The following is a 20,039-nucleotide window of genomic DNA, read 5'->3' as shown; positions in this document are numbered from 1 at the left end:
GTCAGGGTCCATGGTGATGAAAGGATAGACGGACGCCAACGACGGAGGGAAGACGATGCGGGGTCCGTTGATCGAGGTGGAGTCGCTGACCAAGCGCTTTGGTGCCGTCACAGCGGTCGAGGGCGCCACGTTCGAGGCCAAGCCAGGGCGCGTTACCGGCTTCTTGGGACCCAATGGCGCCGGGAAGTCCACCACGCTGCGCGCGCTGCTCGGCCTGGTGACGCCCACGTCGGGCGACACGCGCATCGGCGGCGCGACGTATCGCGACCTCTCCTCTCCCGGCACGGTCGTGGGCGCGCAGCTCGAGCCCGCGTTTCACCCCGGGCGCACCGCGCGCGACCACCTCCGGGTGGTCGCCCCGCTCGTCGGCGCCACCGACGCCCGCTGCGACGAGGTGCTGGGCCTCACGGGCATGAGCGACGCCGCGAACCGGCGTGTGGGCGGCTTCTCGCTGGGCATGCGCCAGCGGCTGGGACTCGCGACGGCGCTGCTGGGCGACCCGCAGGCGCTCATCCTCGACGAGCCAGCAAACGGCCTCGATCCCGCCGGCATCACCTGGATGCGGGCCTTCCTGCGTGCCTATGCGGCGCGCGGCGGCACGGTGCTGTTGTCCTCTCACCTGCTCGCCGAGGTCGAGCAGACGGTCGACGACGTCGTGATCATCGCGCGCGGCCGCGTGCGCCACGCGTCGGCGCTCGCGGACCTGCGCGGCCTTGCCCGCCCCAGGGCCACGCTGCGCTCCCCCGACGCGGAGCGGCTATCACGCCTCGCGGCCGACCTCCCCGGCGCCACGCTCGCCTCCACGCACGAGCTCACGGTGCCCGACATCACCGCGGCCGACCTCGGCGCACGCGCGTTCGCGGCTGGACTCGAGGTCCACGGGCTCGAGGGCGGCGGCGAGAGCCTCGAGACGGTGTTCCTGCGCATGACGGAGGAGGCGGCATGAACGCGGTGCGATCCGAGCTGCGCAAGGCCCTCACCACGCGGCTGTGGTGGGTCCTGCTGGTCATCCAGTCCGGAGCGGTCGCGTTCTTCGCGGCGGTCTTCGCCTTCGCCTTCGCGTTCGGCGGCACGGCGTCGGGTGCCGCGGGCGAGCCGGGCGCCCTCGCGCCCGAGCAGCTCGCGCTCACGGTCTACACCGCGGGCGTCTCGCTCGCCTACGTCTTCCCCCTCGCGTTCGGCGCACTGCTCGTCACGTCCGAGTTCCGTCACCGCACGATCGAGACCACGCTGCTCGCCGAGCCGCGCCGCGCGCGCGTGATCCTCGCCAAGGTGGGTGCCGCGCTTCCGTTCGCGGTCCTCTACGGGCTCGCGACCGCAGCGGTGTCGCTCGGGGTCGGGTCCGCGTCTCTCGCGGCGGCGGGCCAAGAGACGATGCTCGGGGAGCCCGACACCTGGAAGGCGTTGGGTCTCACGGTGGTCGCGATGGGCGCGTGGCTGCTCGTCGGGGTGGGCTTCGGATGCGCCGTCACCAACCAGGTGGTGGTGATCGTGGGGCTGCTCGCGTGGACGCAACTGGTCGAGCCGCTGCTGCGCGTCGCGGCGGGCTTCTGGGAGGCCGCCGCTCCCGTGGCGCGCTTCCTGCCGGGCGCGGCGGGTGAGGCGATCGTGGGATCGAGCCTCTACTCGGCCTCGGGACTCGCGTCGCTCCTGCCGTCGGGGGCCGGACTCGCGGTCCTGCTGGCCTATGGTGGAGTGGCAGCACTGATCGGCTGGCTCACCACGTTCCGGCGCGATCTCACGTAACGATTTACCCAAATGGCGGGCACACGGTTCCGGGCCCGCTCGTTGAAGGACGAAGATAGGACCACCAGTCACCACCGACGCTGATGCGCCAAGAAAGTGAGCGGCCTCAACGTGTCCCCAGACACCTCCGTGCCCGAGACGGACCGCGTCTCCGTCACCCGAGCAGCAGGTGCCCCGTCCGTCGCGTCGCTCATTCTCGGCAACGCGCATGGGGCCGCCGGCGCCGACGAACCGGCATCTGCCTCCGACGCAGACGCCCCGGCACCGGCCTCCTCGCAGGCGGTTCCCCCGCCGCCACCACCCCCGCCCGCTCCCCCGGCTCCCGCGCCCTCTCAGCCTCAGGCATCGTCCTCACCTCAGGCATCGTCCCCGCCCCAGGCATCGTCCTCACCGGCCAACCCGGCCGCCGAGGAGGCACCCGCGTCCGCGCCAGCCGAGTCCGCCCCCGATGCCGACCCGAGCGTGACCCAGCCCATCGCGACCGCGCAGGCACCCACCGCCGCGTACCTGCAGCGCCCCGACCACACGCCGCTCGAGGCGAAGGACGTCGAGCAGGGCATCTCGCGCCTGCGCGGACCCGCCGCGCGCGTGGTCGAGAACATGGAGGCGAGCCTCGCGGTGCCCACCGCGACCTCGGTGCGCACCATCCCCGCGAAGCTGCTCATGGACAACCGCGTCGTGGTCAATAACCACCTCGCGCGCACCCGCGGCGGCAAGGTCAGCTTCACGCACCTCATCGGCTTCGCGATCGTCGAGGCGATCGCCGAGTTCCCCGCGATGAACGTCGCGTACGTCGAGGAGGACGGCAAGCCCGCGCTGCAGACGCCCGCGAGCGTCAATCTGGGCCTCGCGATCGACCTCGCGCGACCCGATGGCACGCGCCAGCTGCTGGTGCCGTCGATCAAGGGCGCCGACCAGATGGACTTCGCGGCCTTCTGGGCCGCCTACGAGGACGTCGTGCGCCGCGCGCGCGGCGGGGCCCTGCAAGCCACCGACTTCCAGGGCACGACGCTCACGCTCACCAACCCCGGCACGCTCGGCACGGTCCACTCGGTGCCGCGCCTCATGCGCGGCCAGGGCGCGATCGTCGGCGTGGGGTCGATGGACTACCCCGCCGAGTTCCAGGGCGCCTCCGAGGAGGTGGTCGCTCGCCTCGGCATCTCGAAGGTGATGACCCTGACCTCGACGTACGACCACCGCGTGATTCAGGGCGCGCAGTCGGGCGAGTTCCTGGGCCTGGTGCACCGCAAGCTCCTCGGCCTCGACGGCTTCTACGACCGCGTCTTCTCCTCAATCCGGATCCCGTACGAGCCGGTGCGGTGGGTCCAAGATTCCGCGACGGACCCCGCGGCCGAGGCTGCCAAGCCCGCGCGCATCGCCGAGCTCATCCACGCGTACCGCTCGCGCGGCCACCTCATGGCCGACGTCGACCCGCTGTCGTCCCGCCCGCGCAAGCACCCCGATCTCGACGTCCAGACACACGGCCTCACGCTGTGGGACCTCGACCGCTCGTACCAGACCGCGGGATTCGCCGGTCAGGACGAGTGGACGCTGCGCGGCGTCCTCGGGCGCCTGCGCGACGCGTACTGCCGGACCATCGGCCTCGAGTACATGCACATCGCGGATCGCGAGCAGCGTCAGTTCTTCCAGGAGCGGCTCGAACACGGCTACACCAAGCCCACGCGCGAGGAGCACCTGCGGATCCTGCACCGCCTCAACGCCGCGGAGGCGTTCGAGGCCTTCCTGCAGACCAAGTACGTCGGACAGAAGCGCTTCTCGCTCGAGGGCGGCGAGTCGCTCATTCCGCTGCTCGACTCCGTGATGAGCGCCGCGGCCGAGGCCGGGGTGCACGAGGTGTGCATCGGCATGGCGCACCGCGGCCGCCTCAACGTGCTCGCGAACCTCGCGGGCAAGAGCTACGGGCAGATCTTCTCGGAGTTCGAGGGCACCGCGGTGCCCGGCTCGGTCCAGGGCTCCGGAGACGTCAAGTACCACCTCGGCACCGAGGGCACCTTCACCGCCGAGTCCGGCGCGACCACGCGCGTCTACCTCGCTGCCAACCCCTCGCACCTCGAGGCGGTCAACCCCGTCCTCGAGGGCATCGTGCGCGCGAAGCTCGACGCGCTGGGTGCCGACCCCGCGACGGACGGCTACCCCGTGCTTCCGGTCCTCATCCACGGTGACGCGGCCTTCTCGGGCCAGGGCGTCGTGATGGAGACCATCAACATGGCCCTGCTCAAGGGCTACCGCACGGGCGGCACGGTCCACGTCATCATCAACAACCAGGTGGGCTTCACCACCGGGCCCGAGAGCTCGCGGTCGACGCGCTACTGCACGGACATCGCCAAGGGCTACCAGATCCCGATCTTCCACGTGAACGGCGACGACCCCGAGGCGTGCGTGCGCGCCGCGCGGCTCGCGTTCGAGTACCGCGAGCGCTTCGGTCGCGACGTGATCGTCGACATGGTCTGCTACCGCCGCCGCGGCCACAACGAGGGCGACGACCCTCGATGACGCAGCCGCGCATGTACGACCTCATCGAGGCCAAGCGCTCGGTGCGCCACCTCTACACGGAGTCGCTCATCCGCCGCGGGGACATCACCACGGAGGAGGCAGAGGCGGTCTCGAAGGACTACCTGTCGCAGCTCGAGCGGGTGTTCATCGAGACGCGTGAGGGCTACAAGCCGGCGGAGCACGCCGAGTCTGTGGCCGGCCTCGAGCTACCCGCCTCGCAGTCCTCCGATGCCGGCGTCATGGTGGGGTGGAAGACCGCCGTCACCGCGAGCCAGATCGAGAGGATCGGCCGCGCCCACGTGCGCCCGCCCGAGGGCTTCGCCGTCCACCCCAAGCTCGAGAAGTTGCTCGAGAAGCGCGAGCAGATGAGCCGCGAGGGCGGCATCGACTGGGGCTACGGAGAGATCCTGGCCTTCGGCACGCTGCTGCAGGAGGGCGTGCCCGTGCGCGTCTCGGGCCAGGACAGCCGCCGCGGCACGTTCGTCCAGCGCCACGCGGTCTATCACGACCGCAACACCGGCGCCGAGTGGACCCCGCTGCTGTATCTGTCCTCCGACCAGGCGCGATTGCACATCTTCGACTCGCCGCTGTCCGAGTACTCCGTCGTGGGCTTCGAGTACGGCTACTCGGTCGAGCGCCCCGACGCGCTCGTGTTGTGGGAGGCGCAGTTCGGCGACTTCGTCAACGGCGCACAGACCATCATCGACGAGTTCATCTCCTCGGCAGAGCAGAAGTGGGGACAGTCCTCGTCCGTCGTGTTGCTGCTGCCGCACGGCTTCGAGGGTCAGGGACCCGATCACTCGTCGGCACGCGTCGAGCGCTTCCTCCAGCTGTGCGCGGAGGAGAACATGATCGCCGCGATGCCGTCGACCCCGGCCAGCTACTTCCACCTGCTGCGCCGCCAGGGCTACAACCGCCCGCGCAAGCCGCTCGTGGTCTTCACCCCCAAGTCGATGCTGCGCCTGCGCGCGGCGCAGTCCTCGGTCGAGGACTTCACCACGGGCACCTTCGAGCCCGTGATCGGCGACCCCAGCGTCGACCCGGCGAACGTGGACCGCGTGCTCATGTGCGCGGGCAAGGTGTACTACGACCTGGTCGCCGAGCGCGACCGGTCGGGCGACACCTCGACCGCGATCGTCCGCTTCGAGCAGCTCTATCCGCTCGTACCCGAGTCGATCAAGGAGGCGCTCGCGCCATTCGACGGCGCGGAGCTCGTGTGGGTCCAGGAGGAGCCGCACAACCAGGGCGCATGGTCGCGCATGTCGCTCAGCCTTCCCCAGGTGGTGGGCTCGACGGTGTCGGTCGTGTCGCGGTCGGCCTCGGCCTCCCCCGCGTCGGGGCTCGCCTCGCGTCACGCGGCCGAACAGACCGACCTGGTCCGGCGGGCGTTCGCGCGATGAGAAACGTCTTCCTCGTGGGCGACGAGCTCGTCGCGGGCCACGGCGACCCCAAGGCGATGGGATGGGCGGGACGGGTCGCGGCGCGCACCCTGCCACTCGCGCCCGACCTCGCGTTCCACACCCTCGCGGTGCCGGGAGAGACCACGGGAGAGCTCACGAGCCGCTGGGACGAGGAAGCGCTGCGCCGCACTCGTCACGCCGAGGCCGAGACCAGCTACGTGCTCTTCGCGATCGGTCGTCACGACGCGCTGCGCGGCGTGTCCGCCACCATGACGCGGCTCAACGTCGCGAACTTCCTCGACCGCGCGCACGCGCTGGGCTTCGAGACCCTCATCGCGGGCCCTCCCCCGGTCGTGACCAGGACAACCCTCGCATCGCGGAGCTCGCGGCCGTGTGCGAGGACGCCGCCTCCCGGCGTGGGGTCGGATACGTCGACATGTACGGGCCGCTCGTACGCCACGAGCAGTGGGCGGCGGACATGGCCACCGGCGACGATGCGCTCCCCCGCCAGGCCGGCTACGGCCTCATGGCGTGGCTCGTGCTGCACTCGCGGTGGCACTCGTGGCTCGGAATCGAGCAGCCGGCCGTCTAGCCCGGCGTCCCAGGCCCGAGCCTCCCATCCGAGCCGCCGATCCGAGTCTCAGACCCGAGCCGCGGACCTGTGCTGCGGGCGCTGCGCGGATCCGTGCGCGATGGAGGCCGGATCGACCCGGATCGCGGGCGACCGACGCGACTCGCCCGCGCTTCAGGCCGCCCGGCCCGCGTCAGTCGACGATTCCCGCTCCGCGCAGCTCAACCAGCAGGTCGTGCGGGCGGGAGGCGATCGCCACGGCATCGTCCAGCCCCACCACGCCGTCGCGCACGAGCGCGAACAGGTGCTGGTCGAAGGTCTGCATCTTGTAGTACTCGCCGTCGGCGATGAGGTCGAGGATGGGCGGCTGGCTCGAGGGATCCACGATCGCCTCGGCGGTGCGGCCCGTGTTGACCATGACCTCCGCGACCAGCGTGCGTCCCGTGCCGTCGCCGCGGCGCACGAGGCGCTGCGACACGATTCCGCGCAGCGTCTGCGCGAGCGTCGCGCGCACCTGGCTCTGCTCGTGCGGGGTGAAGAAGTCGACGATGCGGTTGATGGTGTCCTGCGCATCCACCGTGTGGAGAGTCGCGAGCACCAGGTGGCCCGTCTCGGCGGCCGAGAGCGCGGCGCGCACCGTCTCGATGTCGCGCATCTCGCCGACCATGATGACGTCGGGGTCCTGGCGCATCGCGGCCCGCAGCGCGCTCGTGAAGTCGAGCGTGTCGGAGCGCACCTCGCGCTGGGAGATGATCGCCTTCTTGTCCGCGTGGAGGACCTCGATGGGGTCCTCGATCGTGACGATGTTGACCTCGCGGTACGTGTTGATGAGGTCGATCATCGACGCGAGCGTCGTGGTCTTTCCGGATCCGGTGGGGCCCGTCACGAGCACGAGCCCGCGCGGCTCGAGAGCGAGGTCCGCGATGACGGGCGGCAGCCCCAGCTCCTCGAAATTCTGCGCGCCCACCGCGACACGGCGGAACACCAGGGACTCCGTGCCGCGCGCGACGTATGCGTTGACGCGGAAGCGACCCACGCCGGACAGCGAGAACGCGAAGTCGGCCTCGTGCGTGTCGCGGAACACCGCCACCAGGTCCTCCGGCAGCACCTGCGCCACCATGTGTCGCGTGTCGTCGGCGGTCAGCGGCGGCACCTGCAGCTTGCGCAGGCGCCCGTCGACGCGCACGCGCGGGGCAGAGCCGACCTTGCAGTGCAGGTCGGAGCCGCCCGTCGAGGCGAGCGCGTGCAGGAACGGGATCACGGACTGGGGCTGATCACTCACGGTCACTCCATCGGCATGAGCGGGGGGCGGCTTGAGGCGAGCGTAGCGTCCCGCACGGCCCGCCGATGCGGGGGTGTGACGAGTCCGTCAGGTGTGGGAGGATAGGGGGTCTGAATTCGTGTCCAGAAAGGGGAACGCAAGTGAGCAAGCGAGGCCGCAAGCGCAAGTCGCGCGCGAAGTCCGGCGCCAACCACGGCAAGCGGCCCAACGCCTGAGCCGCGTCCGCCCGGATCTACGACGAAGCCGCATCGGCAGTGCCGATGCGGCTTCAGTCATCTCTAGGGGCTCCCGCGCCCGGGTGACGGTCGCGCCCCCGCGAGCGCGGCATCGTCCCTGGGGACGATGCCCTGCCTAGTTCCCGCCGACATCCGGGCGCGCGGCCCGGATGGTCATGAGGATGCGATCACGCAGGTCCTCCGGAGCGACGTCGTGGCCCGTGCGGTTGACGAGTCGCTTGATCTTCTCGTTGATCTTGTGCTCCGCCTCGCACGGAGGGCACTCCTTGAGGTGCTCACCGATCCGGTGAATCTCCTCCTCGGGGAGCTCGTGATCGATGTACTCAAAGAGGCGATCCAGGGCCTCTTCACACTCTGGCTTAGGCACGGCACACGCCCCCGTCCTCGTCCTTCTTCACCGGGGTCCTTTCGTAGAGACCACGCTCGGCGGCGTAGTCCCGAAGCTTCTCGCGCAACAGCTTGCGTCCGCGGTGCAGGCGCGACATCACCGTCCCCACCGGTGTGTCCATGATCTGCGCGATCTCCTTGTAGGCGAACCCCTCGACATCCGAGAGGTAGACGGCCATGCGGAAGTCCTCCGACAGCTCCGACAGCGCGCGACGAATCTCGTCGTCGCCCAACGCATCGAGGGCAGAGTCCTCGGCGGACGCGAGCCCGCTCGAGGTGTGTTCCGCCGCCGCGGCCAACTGCCAGTCCTCGACCGTCTCCGCGTCCGAGCGCTTGGGTTCGCGCTGCTTCTTGCGGTACGTGTTGATGAAGGCGTTGGTCTGGATGCGGTAGAGCCACGCCTTGAGGTTGGTGCCAGGCGTGAACTTGTCGCGTCCGGCGAAGGCCTTCGCGAAGGTCTCCTGCACCAGGTCCTCGGCGTCGGCCCCATTGCGCGTCATGCGTAGCGCGGCGGCATAGAGCTGGTCCATGTAGCCCAGCGCCTCTGCCTCGAAATCGAAATCCGTCGTGTCAGTCATCGCCTGCGAGCGTACAGCGGCGCGCGCGGACGCGACAGTCGCGGGTCGCGAGGTCTGCTCCACGGTGGTCGTCACGGGGGTGGAACGGAGAGATGACGCGTCACATTCCCGCCCCGCGCGGCGGCCTATGGCGGGGGCCTTGCCCGCACCGCGTCCGCCGCCCTGACGCCGGACGGCGGTGTTGATAGCGTAGGAGACATGTTGCGCGCTCTTGCCAGGCCTCTGCTCGCCTCGTGGTTCATCTACGGAGGTGTGCAGTCCTATCTCGATCCCGAGCCCCGCGCGGCGCGCGTCGCGCCCGCCGTGGAGCCCGCGCTCAAGGAGCTTGGCCTCGAGGAGGTGCGCGCCACGGACCTGGTGAAGGCGCACGGCGCCGCGTCGATCGCCTTCGCATCGGCGCTCGCGCTCTCGCGCAGCCCGCGCTCCGCCGCGCTCGGGCTCGCGGGACTCGCGACGGCCACGGCGGTGCTCGCACACCCGTTCTGGAACGAAACGGACGAGGCCCGCCGCGAGGCCGAGCTCGAGCAGTTCCTCAAGAACGTGTCGCTCGTGGGCGGGGTGCTGCTCGCGGCGACCGCCGGCCACAGCGCTCGCCACATCGCGCGCAAGAAGGCCAAGAAGGTCAAGGCCAAGGACAAGGCCGCGGCCGCAAAGATCAAGGCCAAGGAGGCCAAGATCGCCGCCAAGGCGGCGGTGTCCAAGAAGCGCTCCGCGTGAGCGGCGCCTCGACACTTCCCCAGGGCACGGGACTCGGCGAGGTCTGGGACGCGCCCGTCGCGAGCGCCCCGCTCGACGCCACGGTGTCCGTCCCAGGGTCGAAGTCTCTCACCAACCGCTACCTGGTGCTCGCGGCCCTCGCCGCCGAGCCCGTGACCGTGCGCGGCGGTCTGCGCTCGCGCGACTCCGACCTCATGATGAGTGCGCTGCGCGCGCTCGGAATCGGCATCGACGACTCGACCGACGAATGGCTCGTCACGCCCGCCGCGGTGCGCGGCGGCGCGCACGTCGACTGCGGCCTCGCGGGAACCGTGATGCGCTTCGTCCCCCCGATGGTCCTGCTGGCCGACTCGCCGGTGTCCTTCGACGGCGACGAGGGCGCGCGCGTGCGGCCCATGGGACCACTCCTGGACGCGCTGCGTCTCTTGGGCGCGACGGTCGATGACGACGGTAGGGGCACGCTGCCCTTCACCGTCACTCCCCCGCCGAGGTTCCCGACGTGGTCGAGGTCGACTCGTCGTCCTCCTCGCAGTTCGTCACGGGGCTCCTGCTGACGGCGCCGCGCCTGCCGCAGGGGCTCACCATTCGCCACACGGGCGCGACTCTGCCGAGCCTTCCGCACATCGACATGACGTGTGAGACGCTGCGCGAGGCCGGAATCGTGGTCGACCAGCCCGACGAGCGCACGTGGGTGGTTCACCCCGGCGACCTCCGCCTGGGCGACGTGCGCGTCGAGCCTGACCTCTCCAACGCGGGACCTTTCATGGCGGCAGCGCTGGTCGCGGGCGGCACGGTGCGCATTCCCGGCTGGCCGGCAACCACCACGCAGCCCGGCGCGTACTACCCCGAGCTGCTCACCCGCATGGGCGCCACCTGCACGCTCGAGGGCGACGTCATGACCGTGACGGGCACGGGAACCCTGCGCGGAATCGACGCCGACCTCTCCCCCGCCGGCGAGATCACCCCCACGATCGCCGCGCTGTGCGCGCTCGCCGAGGGCCCTCGCGGCTCACGGGAATCGGGCACCTGCGCGGCCACGAGACCGACCGCCTTGCGGCGATCGCCACCGAGGTGAGCCGTCTGGGCGGCGACTGCACCGCCGACGCGGACTCGCTCACGTTCGGCGGCCTGCCCGCGGGCGTGAGCGCGGCCGACGCGCTCGGCGGCGCCGTGATGGAGACCTATCACGATCACCGCATGGCGACCTTCGCCGCGATCATCGGGCTGGCGGTGCCCGGCGTCAGCGTTCTCAACGTCGGCACCACGGCCAAGACGATGCCGGACTTCCCCGCGCTGTGGCGCGGCATGCTGGATGGCTGAGTGACGCCGCGCGAGTACGACGAGTCCGACGCCAGGGTCAGGCCCAACCGGCGCGGCTCGCGGCCGCGCACCAAGATCCGGCCCGCGCACGAGGACGCCGTTCCCGGCACCGTTGTGGGGGTGGACCGCGGCCGCTACACCACGCGCGTCGACGGCACCCAGGTCATCGCGGTCAAGGCGCGTGAGCTCGGCAGGCGCGGGCTGGTGATCGGCGACGCGGTGGGCATCGTGGGCGACGTCTCGGGCCGCCCCGACACGCTCGCGCGCATCGTGCGCCGCGACGAGCGCCGCACCGCGCTGCGCCGCACGGCCGACGACACGGACATCACCGAGCGCGTGATCGTCGCCAACGCCGACCAACTCGCGATCGTGACCGCGCTCGCCGACCCCGAGCCCAACGCGCGCATGATCGATCGCTGCCTCGTGGCCGCCTTCGACGCACGCATGACCGCGCTCCTGGTGCTCACCAAGGCCGACCTCGCGAGTGCCGACCCCCTGCGCGCGGCGTATGAGCCGCTCGGCGTGAGGGTCATCGAGACGTCGGTCCTGCGCGCGGGCGGGCCCGCGGCGGATCCCGGCTTCCTCGACCTGCGCGCCTCCCTCGCGGGCCTCACGACCGTCATGGTGGGCTACTCCGGCGTGGGCAAGTCGACGCTCGTCAACGCGCTGGTGCCCGACGCGGGCCGCGCGGTGGGCGTGGTGAACGACGTCACGGGCCGCGGGCGTCACACGTCGACGTCGGCCGTGATGTACGAGCTGCCCGGCGGCGGGAGGATCGTCGACACTCCCGGCGTGCGCTCGTTCGGCCTCGCGCACGTCGACCCCGAGCACTTCATCCTGGCCTTCCCCGACGTGGCCGCGGCGGCCGACGAGCACTGCCCGCGCGCATGCGCGCACGAGTCGGCGGAGTCCGGCTGCGCTCTCGACGCGTGGGCGGCCGGCTCCCCCGACCGGCACGTGCGCGTGGAGTCCATTCGCCGCCTGCTCGCGTCCCGCGCCGCGGGCGACGCCTACTGATCCCCACCCCAGGCATCGTCCCCCCGCCGGTAGCCTGGGCGCATGACGGACGCCCCCTACGCCGACGATCTCCTGCTGGCCCTCGCGATCGCCGACGAGGTGGACCGCCTCACGCTCGCGAACTTCGCGACCGGCAATCTCACCGTGGAGACCAAGCCCGACGACACCCCGGTGACGGCCGTCGACCGCGCCGCGGAGCAGACGGTGCGCCGGCTCATCGCGCAGCACCGTCCCGCGGACGCGTTCGTGGGCGAGGAGTACGGCACCGCGGGAGAGGCGGCGCGGCGCTGGGTGGTCGACCCGATCGACGGCACCAAGAACTTCGTGCGCGACGTCCCCGTGTGGGCGACGCTGATCGCCCTGCTCGATGGGGACGATGCCGCGGTGGGCGTGGTGAGTGCCCCCGCCCTGGGACGGCGCTGGTTCGCGGCGCGCGGCCAGGGCGCGTGGGCGGGCCAGTCCGAGGCGACCGCGCGCAGGCTGCACGTATCGGACGTCGCCGCGCTCGAGCGTGCGTCGGTGTCGTACTCGTCGCTCAGCGGCTGGCGAGAGATCGGACGCTACGGGCAGTTCCTTGACCTGCTCGACGCGGCGGGGCGCACGCGCGCGTACGGCGACTTCTGGAGCTACATGCTCGTGGCCGAGGGCGCGGTGGACATCGCCGCGGAGCCCGAGCTCGAGCTCTACGACATGGCCGCGCTCGTGGCGATCGTCGAGGAGGCTGGCGGGCGGTTCACGGGGGTGGATGGCACGCCGGGGCCGTACGGCGGCAACGCACTCGCGACGAACGGCCTGCTCCACGACGAGGTCCTGAGCCGCCTCGGCTGAGGGCCCGGCACGCGGTCCACGGACGATGCACGGCCTACGTCAGCGGGAAGTTCGCGAGCTCTGACGCGTCGTACCAGAGCAGGTCGCGCTCCTCGAGGCGATCGAGGGCATCGTCCGAGCCGCCGACGGCGTCCCGCACGTCGCCCGCCGCGGCGGACTCGTCGACGAACGCGCACGCGATCGCGCTCGCCGGGATGCGTCCCGAGACGCGCACGGCCGCGGGGTGCAGGTCGGGGTCGGGAGTGAGCTCGGCGCGCGTGAGCTCGGCGACCACCACGACGCGCAGGGGCGACCCGACCTCGATCACCGAGGCGCGAGCGGCCTCGTCGCGTGCGATCTCCGCGAGCTCGTCGGCGTCGTCCGTCTCGGTGATCTCGAGCAGCCTCTCGGTCACGGCATAGGCGAGCGGCGGCTCCCACAACCCGTCCGCGCAACGCGGCAGATCGACGACCGTGGCGGGAATGTAGACGCGCATGCCTTCAGTCTGGCATCGGGACGGACACGCCACGCGAGGCGCGCGCGGAGGCGAGCACCGCGGCCCCCATCGCGGCGATCGCGCGCACCAGCGGAGACCGCGGGGCGACCTCGGTGAGCGTCCGTCCGTCGCGCACCGCGGCGTCGCACGCGCGCTGATCCCACGGCAGCGGCCACACCTCCGTGATGCCGGCGTGACGGCCCAGGGTGGCCGCGATCGCATCCTCGGGGCGTGCCCCTGCCACGGACGCGCGGATCCGGTTGACCGCGACGACGGGAGGAGGGCCCTCACGGTCGAGCAGCGCATGCACGAGCCTGACCAGCTGGTGGGGCTCGGCTCCGCCGACGGCGATGACCGTGTCGGCCTCGTCGAGGGTCGCGACGGTCGCGGTGTCGCGATGGGGGCGGTGCCGGCGTAGGGTCCGCCGTCCTCGGCCGGCGCGGCCAGGTCGACCACGATCAGCTCGGCAGCGGCGCGCAGCGCGGGCCACAGCCGCTCGAGTCCCGCGCGCGTAATCTCGGGCCACCGCGCCGCCCGCGTCAGCCCGGTGAGCACCGTGAGGGAGGGCGCCACCGTCACGGTGTGGCGCGCGAGGACGGCGGAGGGATCCTCTCCCCTGGCGGCGGCACGCACCACGGCCGCGACCCCCGGCGTCTCGTCGGCCAGGCCCCACGCGGTGGCGACCGACGCGCCGTAGGTGTCGAGGTCGACCAGCAGCGTCGAGACCCCTGACCTCGCCGCCTCGGTCGCCAGGGTCACGGCGACGGTCGTGCGACCGGGAGCCCCACCCGTGCCCCACACGGCGACGACCACCCCGCCGCCGAGCGCTGGCGGGGCGATCAGCTCGGGTGCGGGTCGCTCGATCGCGGCGAGCACCGCCTCGGCGAGCGGACCGGACGGCACGGGCACCCCGAGGGATGCGAGGCGTGCGGCGTCGGGAGAGGCCACCCCCAGCACCCGCACGCCCGCGCCGCGGATTGCCGCGAGCGCGTCGCCATCCAAGTGGGGCTGGTCCGACACGATCACGACCGCGCCCAGCCCGGCCTTGGCGGCGCCCACGGCCTCGGCCAGGTCCGCGCATCGGCGCACCACCGCAAGGCCGGGATGCGCCTCGATCTCGGCGACCACCCTGGCCTCCTCGGGGCCCATCACCGCGACCACCACCCCCACGGCCGCCATCAGCCGATCCCCACGACCGCGACCTCCGCCGCCGAGGCCAGCGCGTCGAGCATCGTCCCCACGTCCTGCGCGGGCACCACCACATACACGGTTTCGCCGCCCAGCGAGAAGCCGCCCTCCTCGCGGTCGATCGCGGAGACCACGAGCGCCTCGCCCATGCGCGCGGACGGCGCATCCTCGGGCGTGACCCACACGTCGACGAGCGTGCCGGGACGGACCGCCTCGGCGACGGGTGCGGTCGTGACCACCGCGACGGGACGGCCGTCGAAGCGGTCGGGTTCTGTGAGCGCCGATGCGGGGATGAGCTCCCCGTCGGCGACGGTGCGGGTCAGCACCCTGCCGAACGGCGCATCGGCGGGCGATTCGAGGTATCCCTCGCCTACCCGGACGTGCACCACCGCCACGGTCGACTCGTCGAGCACCGTGCCGGGCACGAGCGTGCCGTGGGCCGCGTACACCGGCACCGTGCGGTCTGCGTCGCGCAGCACGCTCACCACCGCGACCACGGCCACCGCGATGAGCACGAGCCCCACCACGAGCCGCGGGTCCTTCCACGTGGGTGGGCGCACCCTCGCCGCCACCGGTCGAGTATCTCCGCTCATCGGCACCCCCCTTTGGCCGCTCGCTAGGTTCATCATGCCTGGTGCAGAGCGTCCTCGCGAGGGCTGTGGACACGACGCATGCCGCCGTGTGGCGTGTCACAATGCTGAGGTGCAGTCTCGGTTCCTCAAGCTCAGCGACGTGCAGGAGATTCTCAACATCTCCTCGCCGCAGGCCTACGCCCTCGTGAGGTCGGGCGATCTGCCCGCGATCCAGGTCGGCGGGCGCGGCCAGTGGCGCATCGAGCGCACGGTCCTCGAGGAGTACATCGCGCGCCAGTACGCCGCGACCCGCGAGCAGGTCCGCGAGCGCGAGACGCACTAGCCGCCGCTTTCGGCGCCCCCTCGGGCGGCGTCGCTTTCGCTAGGGCGCGGCCCTCACCATGAGCACCGCCGCGAGCGGAACCGCCCGTTCGCCGCGCGGACCCGCGAGGTCGACATGGTCGGCTCCCACTGCGACGATCACCCCTCGCCACTGATCGCCGTCGACCTCCACGATCACCGGCACGCGCGCCTCGGCAAGCTCACGCAGCACGGTGCTCATGCGGAGGCGTGCGTCCACGGCTCCCACGGCGGCAGCGACGCGCGGCAGGCCCTCGACGGACGTGACGGCGGCGAGCGGGACGAGCGCCTCGCCCGTCACCGACTCCACGAGCGCCCACGTTCCCGCCCCGTCCACGAGGGTGCCCGCCACGCGCGTCCCTCCGCGCACCACCAGCACGATCCGCCGACCCTTGGCCGCGAGCAGTCGGGCGGCCAGCGCGACGTCGGCACGCTCGTCGCGTGCGCGCTCGTCGATCTCGGCGTCGAGTTCGGCGCGCTCGGCCGCGGTGAGCCGCGCCTCGAGGTCGGCGAACAGGAGTTCCCAGCGCATGGCGCCACGCTAGCCGCGCCGTCCACAGTTGCGCCGTTCGAGTGGACAGGCCACCTCAGCTATGCACATCATGTTTCATCAAACTGCACCAAACAGCATGACACGAGGGGTGGAAGATGCGCGACGTGGGGGGCACGGCAATGGCGCAGGGGCGCGCGCGACAGGAGCAAGGCGGATGGCAGGCGGCGCGAGCGGCGGCGGGAGCGGCGGCGGGAGCGGCGGCGGGAGCGGCGGCGGCCGTGGTCGCCGTGGCGGCGCTGGGGACCGCGGGGGCCGCGCTGTCGTGGCGGCTCGCGAGCGCGACGGACTGGCGGGCCTGGGAGGCGGCGGACGTCATCGCCATCGCCGCGGGGGCCGTGGCGGCTCTCGCGGCGGCGCGGTTTCTCGTCGAGGTCGTGGCCGCGTCGGCGGCGCGGCTGCGAGGCCGCGCCGCGCCGCGATGGACCGGGCGCGTGGCGCGCGGCGTGGCGGGCGGGCTCGTGGCCGCCGCGTTGAGCGCGGGAGCGGCGCATGCCGCGGATCCGCCGCCTTCCGCGGGATGGCTGCCCACCTCACCCGCGCCCTCCGCCGCCACGTCCCAGCCCCCTCCCCCACGCCTGCACCCGTCGTGTGGGCGCCCGCCACCGAGGCGCCGTCGCCGGTCCCGCCAGCGCACCACGCGGAGCAGCCAGCGTCGGGGCGGGAGTCCGAGCCGGCGCCTGAACCGGCGCCGCCCCCGTTTCGCGTGGTGGTGGCGGGCGACTCGCTGTGGTCGATCACCGCGAGCGCCCTCGGCGAGGGAGCGCGTGAGGCGGAGATCGCCGCGGCGTGGCCGGCGCTCTACGACGCAAACCGCGAGGTGATCGGCGATGACCCTTCGCTCATCCACCCCGGCCAGCGCCTCGAGCTGCCCTCCGCTCTCACGGGAGAGCGCTCGTGAGCGCCGAGCCGGAGTGGGCGCCCAGCCCCGCTCACCGCGACATCTACGGACGCGCCCGCCCGAGCCTGGGAGACCCGACCCCGCTCGCCTGCACGGTCGCGTTGACGGCAATCGAGGTGGTGCATGGCGGCGGCGGGCTGGACACGCTGCTGCGATGGATCACGCCCGAGGTGCGTGCGTCGCTCGCGCGGCAGTACTCGCTCGCGCGACGCGCCGGCAGGCGCGGGGGCGTCGAGCCACAGATCCTGCGGGCGCGTGCGTGCCGCGTGTCGCGCGGCGCCGCGGAGGTGGGAGCGGTCGCGCAGATCGGCACGCGCTCCCACGCGATCGCGATGCGCCTCGAGGACCTCGCGGGACGGTGGGTCATCACCGTGCTCGACATCGGCTGACCTCCCCCGCCAACGCGACAGGGCGGCACTCCGGTGGAAGGAGCGCCGCCCTGTCGCGGGTGAGAAGCGGGGCTACAGCTCCGCGTTCTCGTCGTTCTTGCCGTGGCACATCTTGTACTTGCGACCCGAACCGCACGGGCACGGCGAGTTCTTGCCCGCGCCCTCAAAGACGCGGCCGTCCTCCCAGGGCTTCGAACCCGACGCGGCGGGCTTCGCGACCTTCGCCGTTCCGGTGCCGTCCTGAGACGGGCCCGAGAACGTCAGCGCACCCATGTTCGCCTGGACGGGACCGCCCACCGAGCCGGTGGCCGGCGTGGCGACCAGTCGCTGCCCCGCTGGGCCAGGCACCGTCGCCGCGCCACCGCCGGGCGCCCGCGGCGCGGGGCTCGCGGCACCCTGGCGCTGCGCCTGAGCCGTCTGCGCCGCCTGCGGGGTCTGAGCCGCGGAATCCGCCGTCACGCCCTGCTGCGGCTGCGCCTCGCGCTTCTCGACCCGGTACAGGATCGAGACGGCCTGCTCCTTGATCGCCTCGGTCATCGACTCGAAGAGACCGTAGCCCTCGCGCTGGTACTCGATGAGGGGGTCGCGCTGGCCCATCGCGCGCAGCCCGATTCCCTCCTTGAGGTAGTCCATCTCGTAGAGGTGCTCGCGCCACTTGAAGTCGAGGACCTGCAGCAGCACCTGGCGCTCGACCTGACGCATGACGCTCTCGCCCAGCTTCTGCTCGACGAGGTCGTACTGGAGCCGGGCATCGGCCTTGATCTCGCGCTCCAAGAAGGCCGTCGAGAGACCGGACAGGTCGCCGGCCTCTTCGACGACCTCGTCGATCGTGAGGGACACGGGGTACACGGTGCGCAGGTCGCGCCACAGCGCCTCGAGGTCCCACTCGTCGGGCGAGCCCACCAGGGTCGACGCACGCACGTAGCCGCCCACGACATCGTCCACGAAGCCCAGCATCTGGTCGCGCAGGTCCTCGCCGTCGAGCACGCGGCGGCGCTCGGCGAAGATGATGTGACGCTGCGAGTTGAGGACGTCGTCGTACTTGAGGATGTTCTTGCGGATCTCGTGGTTGCGACCCTCGATCTGCGCCTGCGCGCTGCGCACGCCGCGCGTGAGCACCTTCGACTCGATCGGAAGGTCGTCGGGCAGCGCCGCGGAGTTCATGACGGACGCCGCGAGTCCCGACTGGAACATGCGCATGAGGTCGTCCTCGAGCGACAGGTAGAACCGGCTCTCGCCGGGGTCGCCCTGGCGTCCCGAGCGTCCGCGCAGCTGGTTGTCGATGCGGCGCGACTCGTGACGCTCGGTGCCGAGCACGTACAGGCCGCCCGCCTCGAGCACCTCCTCGCGCTCGGTCTCGACGTCGGCCTGCGCCTGCGCGAACACGTCCTTCCAGGCGCGCTCGTACTCCTCGGGGTTCTCGTGCGGGTCGAGCCCGCGCTCCTGCATCTGCGCGACGGCACGGAACTCGGGATTGCCACCGAGCATGATGTCGGTACCGCGGCCGGCCATGTTGGTGGCGACCGTCACGGCGCCCTTGCGGCCCGCCTCGGCGACGATCGCCGCCTCCTTCTCGTGCTGCTTCGCGTTGAGCACCGTGTGCTGGATGCCGCGCTTGCGCAGCTCCTTCGAGAGCGTCTCCGACTTCTCGACGGAGACGGTGCCCACGAGCACGGGCTGGCCCTTCGCGTTGCGCTCGAGGATGTCCTCGATCACCGCGTCGTACTTGGCCTTCTCGGACTTGTACAGCAGGTCCGACTTGTCCTCGCGAATCATCGGCCGGTTGGTGGGGATCGGGATGACGCCCATGCCGTACGTCGAGTGCAGCTCCGCCGCCTCGGTCTGCGCGGTACCGGTCATGCCCGCGAGCTTGTCGTACAGGCGAAAGTAGTTCTGCAGCGTGATCGACGCGTAGGTCTGGTTCTCCGCCTTGATCGGCACGCGCTCCTTGGCCTCGATCGCCTGGTGGAGGCCCTCCGAGTAGCGGCGGCCCTTGAGCAGGCGGCCCGTGTGCTCGTCGACGATGTCGACCTCGCCGTTCTGCACCACGTAGTCGCGGTCGCGGCGGAACAGCTCCTTGGCCTTGATGGCGTTGTTGAGGAAGCCGATCAGCGGCGTGTTGGCGGGGTCGTAGAGGTTCTCGATGCCGAGCGCCTTCTCGATCTTGTCGATGCCGGGCTCGAGCACGCCCACGGCGCGCTTCTTCTCCTCGACCTCGTAGTCGACCTCGGCCTCGAGCTCGCCCACGAGCCGCGCGAACTCGACGTACCAGCGGTTGTTGTCGCCCGACGCGGGACCGGAGACGATGAGCGGCGTGCGCGCCTCGTCGATGAGGATCGAGTCGACCTCGTCGACGATCGCGAAGTGGTAGCCGCGCTGCACGAGCTGCGACGGCTGCAGCGCCATGTTGTCGCGCAGGTGGTCGAAGCCGAACTCGTTGTTGGTGCCGTACGTGATGTCGGCCTCGTACTGGCGCCTGCGCACCTCGGGAGTCTGGTTGGCGACGATGCACCCGGTGGTGAGGCCCAGGAAGCGGAACACGCGCCCCATGAGCTCCGACTGGTAGCTCGCGAGGTAGTCGTTGACGGTGACGATGTGCACGCCCTTGCCGTCGAGCGCGTTGAGGTACGCGGGCAGCGTCGCGACGAGGGTCTTGCCCTCACCGGTCTTCATCTCGGCGATGTTGCCGTGGTGGAGGGCGCCGCCGCCCATGATCTGGACGTCGAAGTGGCGCAGGCCGAGCGTGCGGCGCGAGGCCTCGCGCACGGCGGCGAATGCCTCGGGCATCAGCGCCTCGAGGGTCTCACCGTCGCTGCGACGCTGCTTGAACTCGTCGGTCAACGCGCGCAGGTCCTCGTCGGAGAGCTCCTGGTACGCGTCCTCGAGGCCGTTGGTGAGTGTCACCACCTTCTGGAGACGGCGCAGTTCACGCCCCTCGCCCATCCGGATGATGCGGTCGATCAATGCCACCTTGCGCTCCTCGTTCTCCGAGTTTGGTCCCCGACCAT

General features: G+C 71.7%; 17 protein-coding genes and 2 pseudogenes. 12 read left to right on the top strand and 7 right to left on the bottom strand.

Annotated elements, in window-relative coordinates; all coding sequences use genetic code 11:
• The first annotated feature begins 55 nt into the window (after nucleotides 1–55).
• The 4 genes and pseudogenes from QUE44_RS00265 to QUE44_RS13785 all read left to right on the top strand — a co-directional run bounded on the left by QUE44_RS00265 (nucleotide 56) and on the right by QUE44_RS13785 (nucleotide 6,252).
• Nucleotides 56–946 carry an ATP-binding cassette domain-containing protein gene (locus tag QUE44_RS00265; protein ID WP_286215244.1) on the top strand — a complete coding sequence of 297 codons (891 nt, stop codon included), beginning with the start codon at nucleotides 56–58 and terminating at the stop codon, nucleotides 944–946.
• A complete protein-coding gene (locus QUE44_RS00260; RefSeq protein ID WP_286215243.1) occupies nucleotides 943–1,746 on the top strand; it encodes an ABC transporter permease in 804 nt (267 codons plus the stop codon). Before QUE44_RS00265 ends, QUE44_RS00260 begins: the two co-directional genes overlap by 4 nt.
• A gap of 192 nt (nucleotides 1,747–1,938) precedes the next feature.
• Nucleotides 1,939–5,660: pseudogene (locus QUE44_RS00255) on the top strand (multifunctional oxoglutarate decarboxylase/oxoglutarate dehydrogenase thiamine pyrophosphate-binding subunit/dihydrolipoyllysine-residue succinyltransferase subunit).
• A 391-nt stretch (nucleotides 5,661–6,051) separates the two neighbouring features.
• On the top strand, nucleotides 6,052–6,252 hold the full coding sequence (locus QUE44_RS13785) for an SGNH/GDSL hydrolase family protein (protein WP_350226850.1): 201 nt from the start codon (nucleotides 6,052–6,054) through the stop codon (nucleotides 6,250–6,252).
• Between the two features lie 172 nt (nucleotides 6,253–6,424).
• Here the strand turns inward: QUE44_RS13785 and QUE44_RS00245 are convergent, their stop codons facing one another.
• Nucleotides 6,425–7,513, bottom strand: a complete 1,089-nt coding sequence (locus QUE44_RS00245; protein WP_286215242.1) for a type IV pilus twitching motility protein PilT — start codon at nucleotides 7,511–7,513, stop codon at nucleotides 6,425–6,427.
• A 140-nt stretch (nucleotides 7,514–7,653) separates the two neighbouring features.
• Here QUE44_RS00245 and QUE44_RS14285 point away from each other — a divergent pair, with 140 nt between their 5' ends.
• Nucleotides 7,654–7,728 (top strand): 50S ribosomal protein bL37, encoded by a 75-nt coding sequence (locus tag QUE44_RS14285; protein ID WP_425305726.1) that lies wholly within the window; start codon nucleotides 7,654–7,656, stop codon nucleotides 7,726–7,728.
• A 136-nt stretch (nucleotides 7,729–7,864) separates the two neighbouring features.
• Here the strand turns inward: QUE44_RS14285 and rsrA are convergent, their stop codons facing one another.
• Together rsrA and QUE44_RS00235 are read right to left on the bottom strand one after the other, a co-directional pair.
• Nucleotides 7,865–8,116, bottom strand: coding sequence for a mycothiol system anti-sigma-R factor (gene rsrA / locus QUE44_RS00240; protein ID WP_286215241.1), 252 nt, complete (start codon nucleotides 8,114–8,116; stop codon nucleotides 7,865–7,867).
• The gene (locus QUE44_RS00235) at nucleotides 8,109–8,843 is read right to left on the bottom strand and encodes a sigma-70 family RNA polymerase sigma factor (protein WP_286216784.1); all 735 of its coding nucleotides are present in this window, start codon (nucleotides 8,841–8,843) and stop codon (nucleotides 8,109–8,111) included. Before QUE44_RS00235 ends, rsrA begins: the two co-directional genes overlap by 8 nt.
• Before the next feature lie 69 nt (nucleotides 8,844–8,912).
• Between QUE44_RS00235 and QUE44_RS00230 the strand changes: the two genes are divergently transcribed.
• The 4 genes and pseudogenes from QUE44_RS00230 (at nucleotide 8,913) to QUE44_RS00215 (ending at nucleotide 12,596) form a co-directional block, all read left to right on the top strand.
• Nucleotides 8,913–9,431 (top strand): DoxX family membrane protein, encoded by a 519-nt coding sequence (locus QUE44_RS00230; RefSeq protein WP_286215240.1) that lies wholly within the window; start codon nucleotides 8,913–8,915, stop codon nucleotides 9,429–9,431.
• A pseudogene (aroA, locus tag QUE44_RS00225) lies at nucleotides 9,428–10,751 on the top strand (3-phosphoshikimate 1-carboxyvinyltransferase). The gene QUE44_RS00230 and the pseudogene aroA overlap by 4 nt, the downstream one beginning before the upstream one ends.
• Complete coding sequence (rsgA, locus tag QUE44_RS00220; RefSeq protein WP_286215239.1) at nucleotides 10,752–11,768, top strand: ribosome small subunit-dependent GTPase A; 1,017 nt, start codon at nucleotides 10,752–10,754, stop codon at nucleotides 11,766–11,768.
• 42 nt (nucleotides 11,769–11,810) lie between these two features.
• Nucleotides 11,811–12,596 (top strand): inositol monophosphatase family protein, encoded by a 786-nt coding sequence (locus QUE44_RS00215; protein WP_286215238.1) that lies wholly within the window; start codon nucleotides 11,811–11,813, stop codon nucleotides 12,594–12,596.
• A gap of 34 nt (nucleotides 12,597–12,630) precedes the next feature.
• On the opposite strand, the gene QUE44_RS00210 is transcribed toward QUE44_RS00215, so the two are convergent.
• The gene (locus QUE44_RS00210) at nucleotides 12,631–14,250 is read right to left on the bottom strand and encodes a DUF6912 family protein (protein WP_286215237.1); all 1,620 of its coding nucleotides are present in this window, start codon (nucleotides 14,248–14,250) and stop codon (nucleotides 12,631–12,633) included.
• The gene (locus QUE44_RS00205; RefSeq protein ID WP_286215236.1) at nucleotides 14,250–14,852 is read right to left on the bottom strand and encodes a CpaB family protein; all 603 of its coding nucleotides are present in this window, start codon (nucleotides 14,850–14,852) and stop codon (nucleotides 14,250–14,252) included. The genes QUE44_RS00210 and QUE44_RS00205 overlap by 1 nt, the downstream gene beginning before the upstream one ends.
• A 109-nt stretch (nucleotides 14,853–14,961) precedes the next feature.
• Between QUE44_RS00205 and QUE44_RS00200 the strand changes: the two genes are divergently transcribed.
• The gene (locus QUE44_RS00200) at nucleotides 14,962–15,174 is read left to right on the top strand and encodes a helix-turn-helix domain-containing protein (RefSeq protein WP_286215235.1); all 213 of its coding nucleotides are present in this window, start codon (nucleotides 14,962–14,964) and stop codon (nucleotides 15,172–15,174) included.
• Nucleotides 15,175–15,213: 39 nt separating this feature from the next.
• On the opposite strand, the gene QUE44_RS00195 is transcribed toward QUE44_RS00200, so the two are convergent.
• A complete protein-coding gene (locus tag QUE44_RS00195) occupies nucleotides 15,214–15,723 on the bottom strand; it encodes a hypothetical protein (protein ID WP_286215233.1) in 510 nt (169 codons plus the stop codon).
• Nucleotides 15,724–16,447: 724 nt separating this feature from the next.
• Here QUE44_RS00195 and QUE44_RS00190 point away from each other — a divergent pair.
• Complete coding sequence (locus QUE44_RS00190) at nucleotides 16,448–16,642, top strand: LysM peptidoglycan-binding domain-containing protein (protein WP_286215232.1); 195 nt, start codon at nucleotides 16,448–16,450, stop codon at nucleotides 16,640–16,642.
• A complete protein-coding gene (locus tag QUE44_RS00185; RefSeq protein ID WP_286215231.1) occupies nucleotides 16,639–17,031 on the top strand; it encodes an Rv3235 family protein in 393 nt (130 codons plus the stop codon). Before QUE44_RS00190 ends, QUE44_RS00185 begins: the two co-directional genes overlap by 4 nt.
• A 72-nt stretch (nucleotides 17,032–17,103) precedes the next feature.
• Here the strand turns inward: QUE44_RS00185 and secA are convergent, their stop codons facing one another.
• Nucleotides 17,104–20,001, bottom strand: coding sequence for a preprotein translocase subunit SecA (gene secA / locus QUE44_RS00180; protein WP_286215230.1), 2,898 nt, complete (start codon nucleotides 19,999–20,001; stop codon nucleotides 17,104–17,106).
• Between the last annotated feature and the right edge of the window lie 38 nt (nucleotides 20,002–20,039).

Origin of the sequence: Demequina sediminis (assembly GCF_030296675.1) — a bacterium.
In the GTDB taxonomy this organism is placed as follows: domain Bacteria; phylum Actinomycetota; class Actinomycetes; order Actinomycetales; family Demequinaceae; genus Demequina; species Demequina sediminis.
The sequence above is the reverse complement of the archived record's forward strand: the minus strand, read 5'-3'. Positions and strand labels throughout refer to the sequence as shown.

What these genes read in the sequence shown, in the direction of transcription:
- QUE44_RS00265 (WP_286215244.1), top strand. Translation starts at nt 56, where the DNA reads ATGCGGGGTCCGTTGATCGAGGTGGAGTCGCTGACCAAGCGCTTTGGT.
- QUE44_RS00215 (WP_286215238.1), top strand. Translation starts at nt 11,811, where the DNA reads ATGACGGACGCCCCCTACGCCGACGATCTCCTGCTGGCCCTCGCGATC.
- QUE44_RS00195 (WP_286215233.1), bottom strand. Translation starts at nt 15,723, where the DNA reads ATGCGCTGGGAACTCCTGTTCGCCGACCTCGAGGCGCGGCTCACCGCG.
- QUE44_RS00230 (WP_286215240.1), top strand. Translation starts at nt 8,913, where the DNA reads ATGTTGCGCGCTCTTGCCAGGCCTCTGCTCGCCTCGTGGTTCATCTAC.
- QUE44_RS00205 (WP_286215236.1), bottom strand. Translation starts at nt 14,852, where the DNA reads ATGAGCGGAGATACTCGACCGGTGGCGGCGAGGGTGCGCCCACCCACG.
- QUE44_RS00210 (WP_286215237.1), bottom strand. Translation starts at nt 14,250, where the DNA reads ATGGCGGCCGTGGGGGTGGTGGTCGCGGTGATGGGCCCCGAGGAGGCC.
- QUE44_RS00260 (WP_286215243.1), top strand. Translation starts at nt 943, where the DNA reads ATGAACGCGGTGCGATCCGAGCTGCGCAAGGCCCTCACCACGCGGCTG.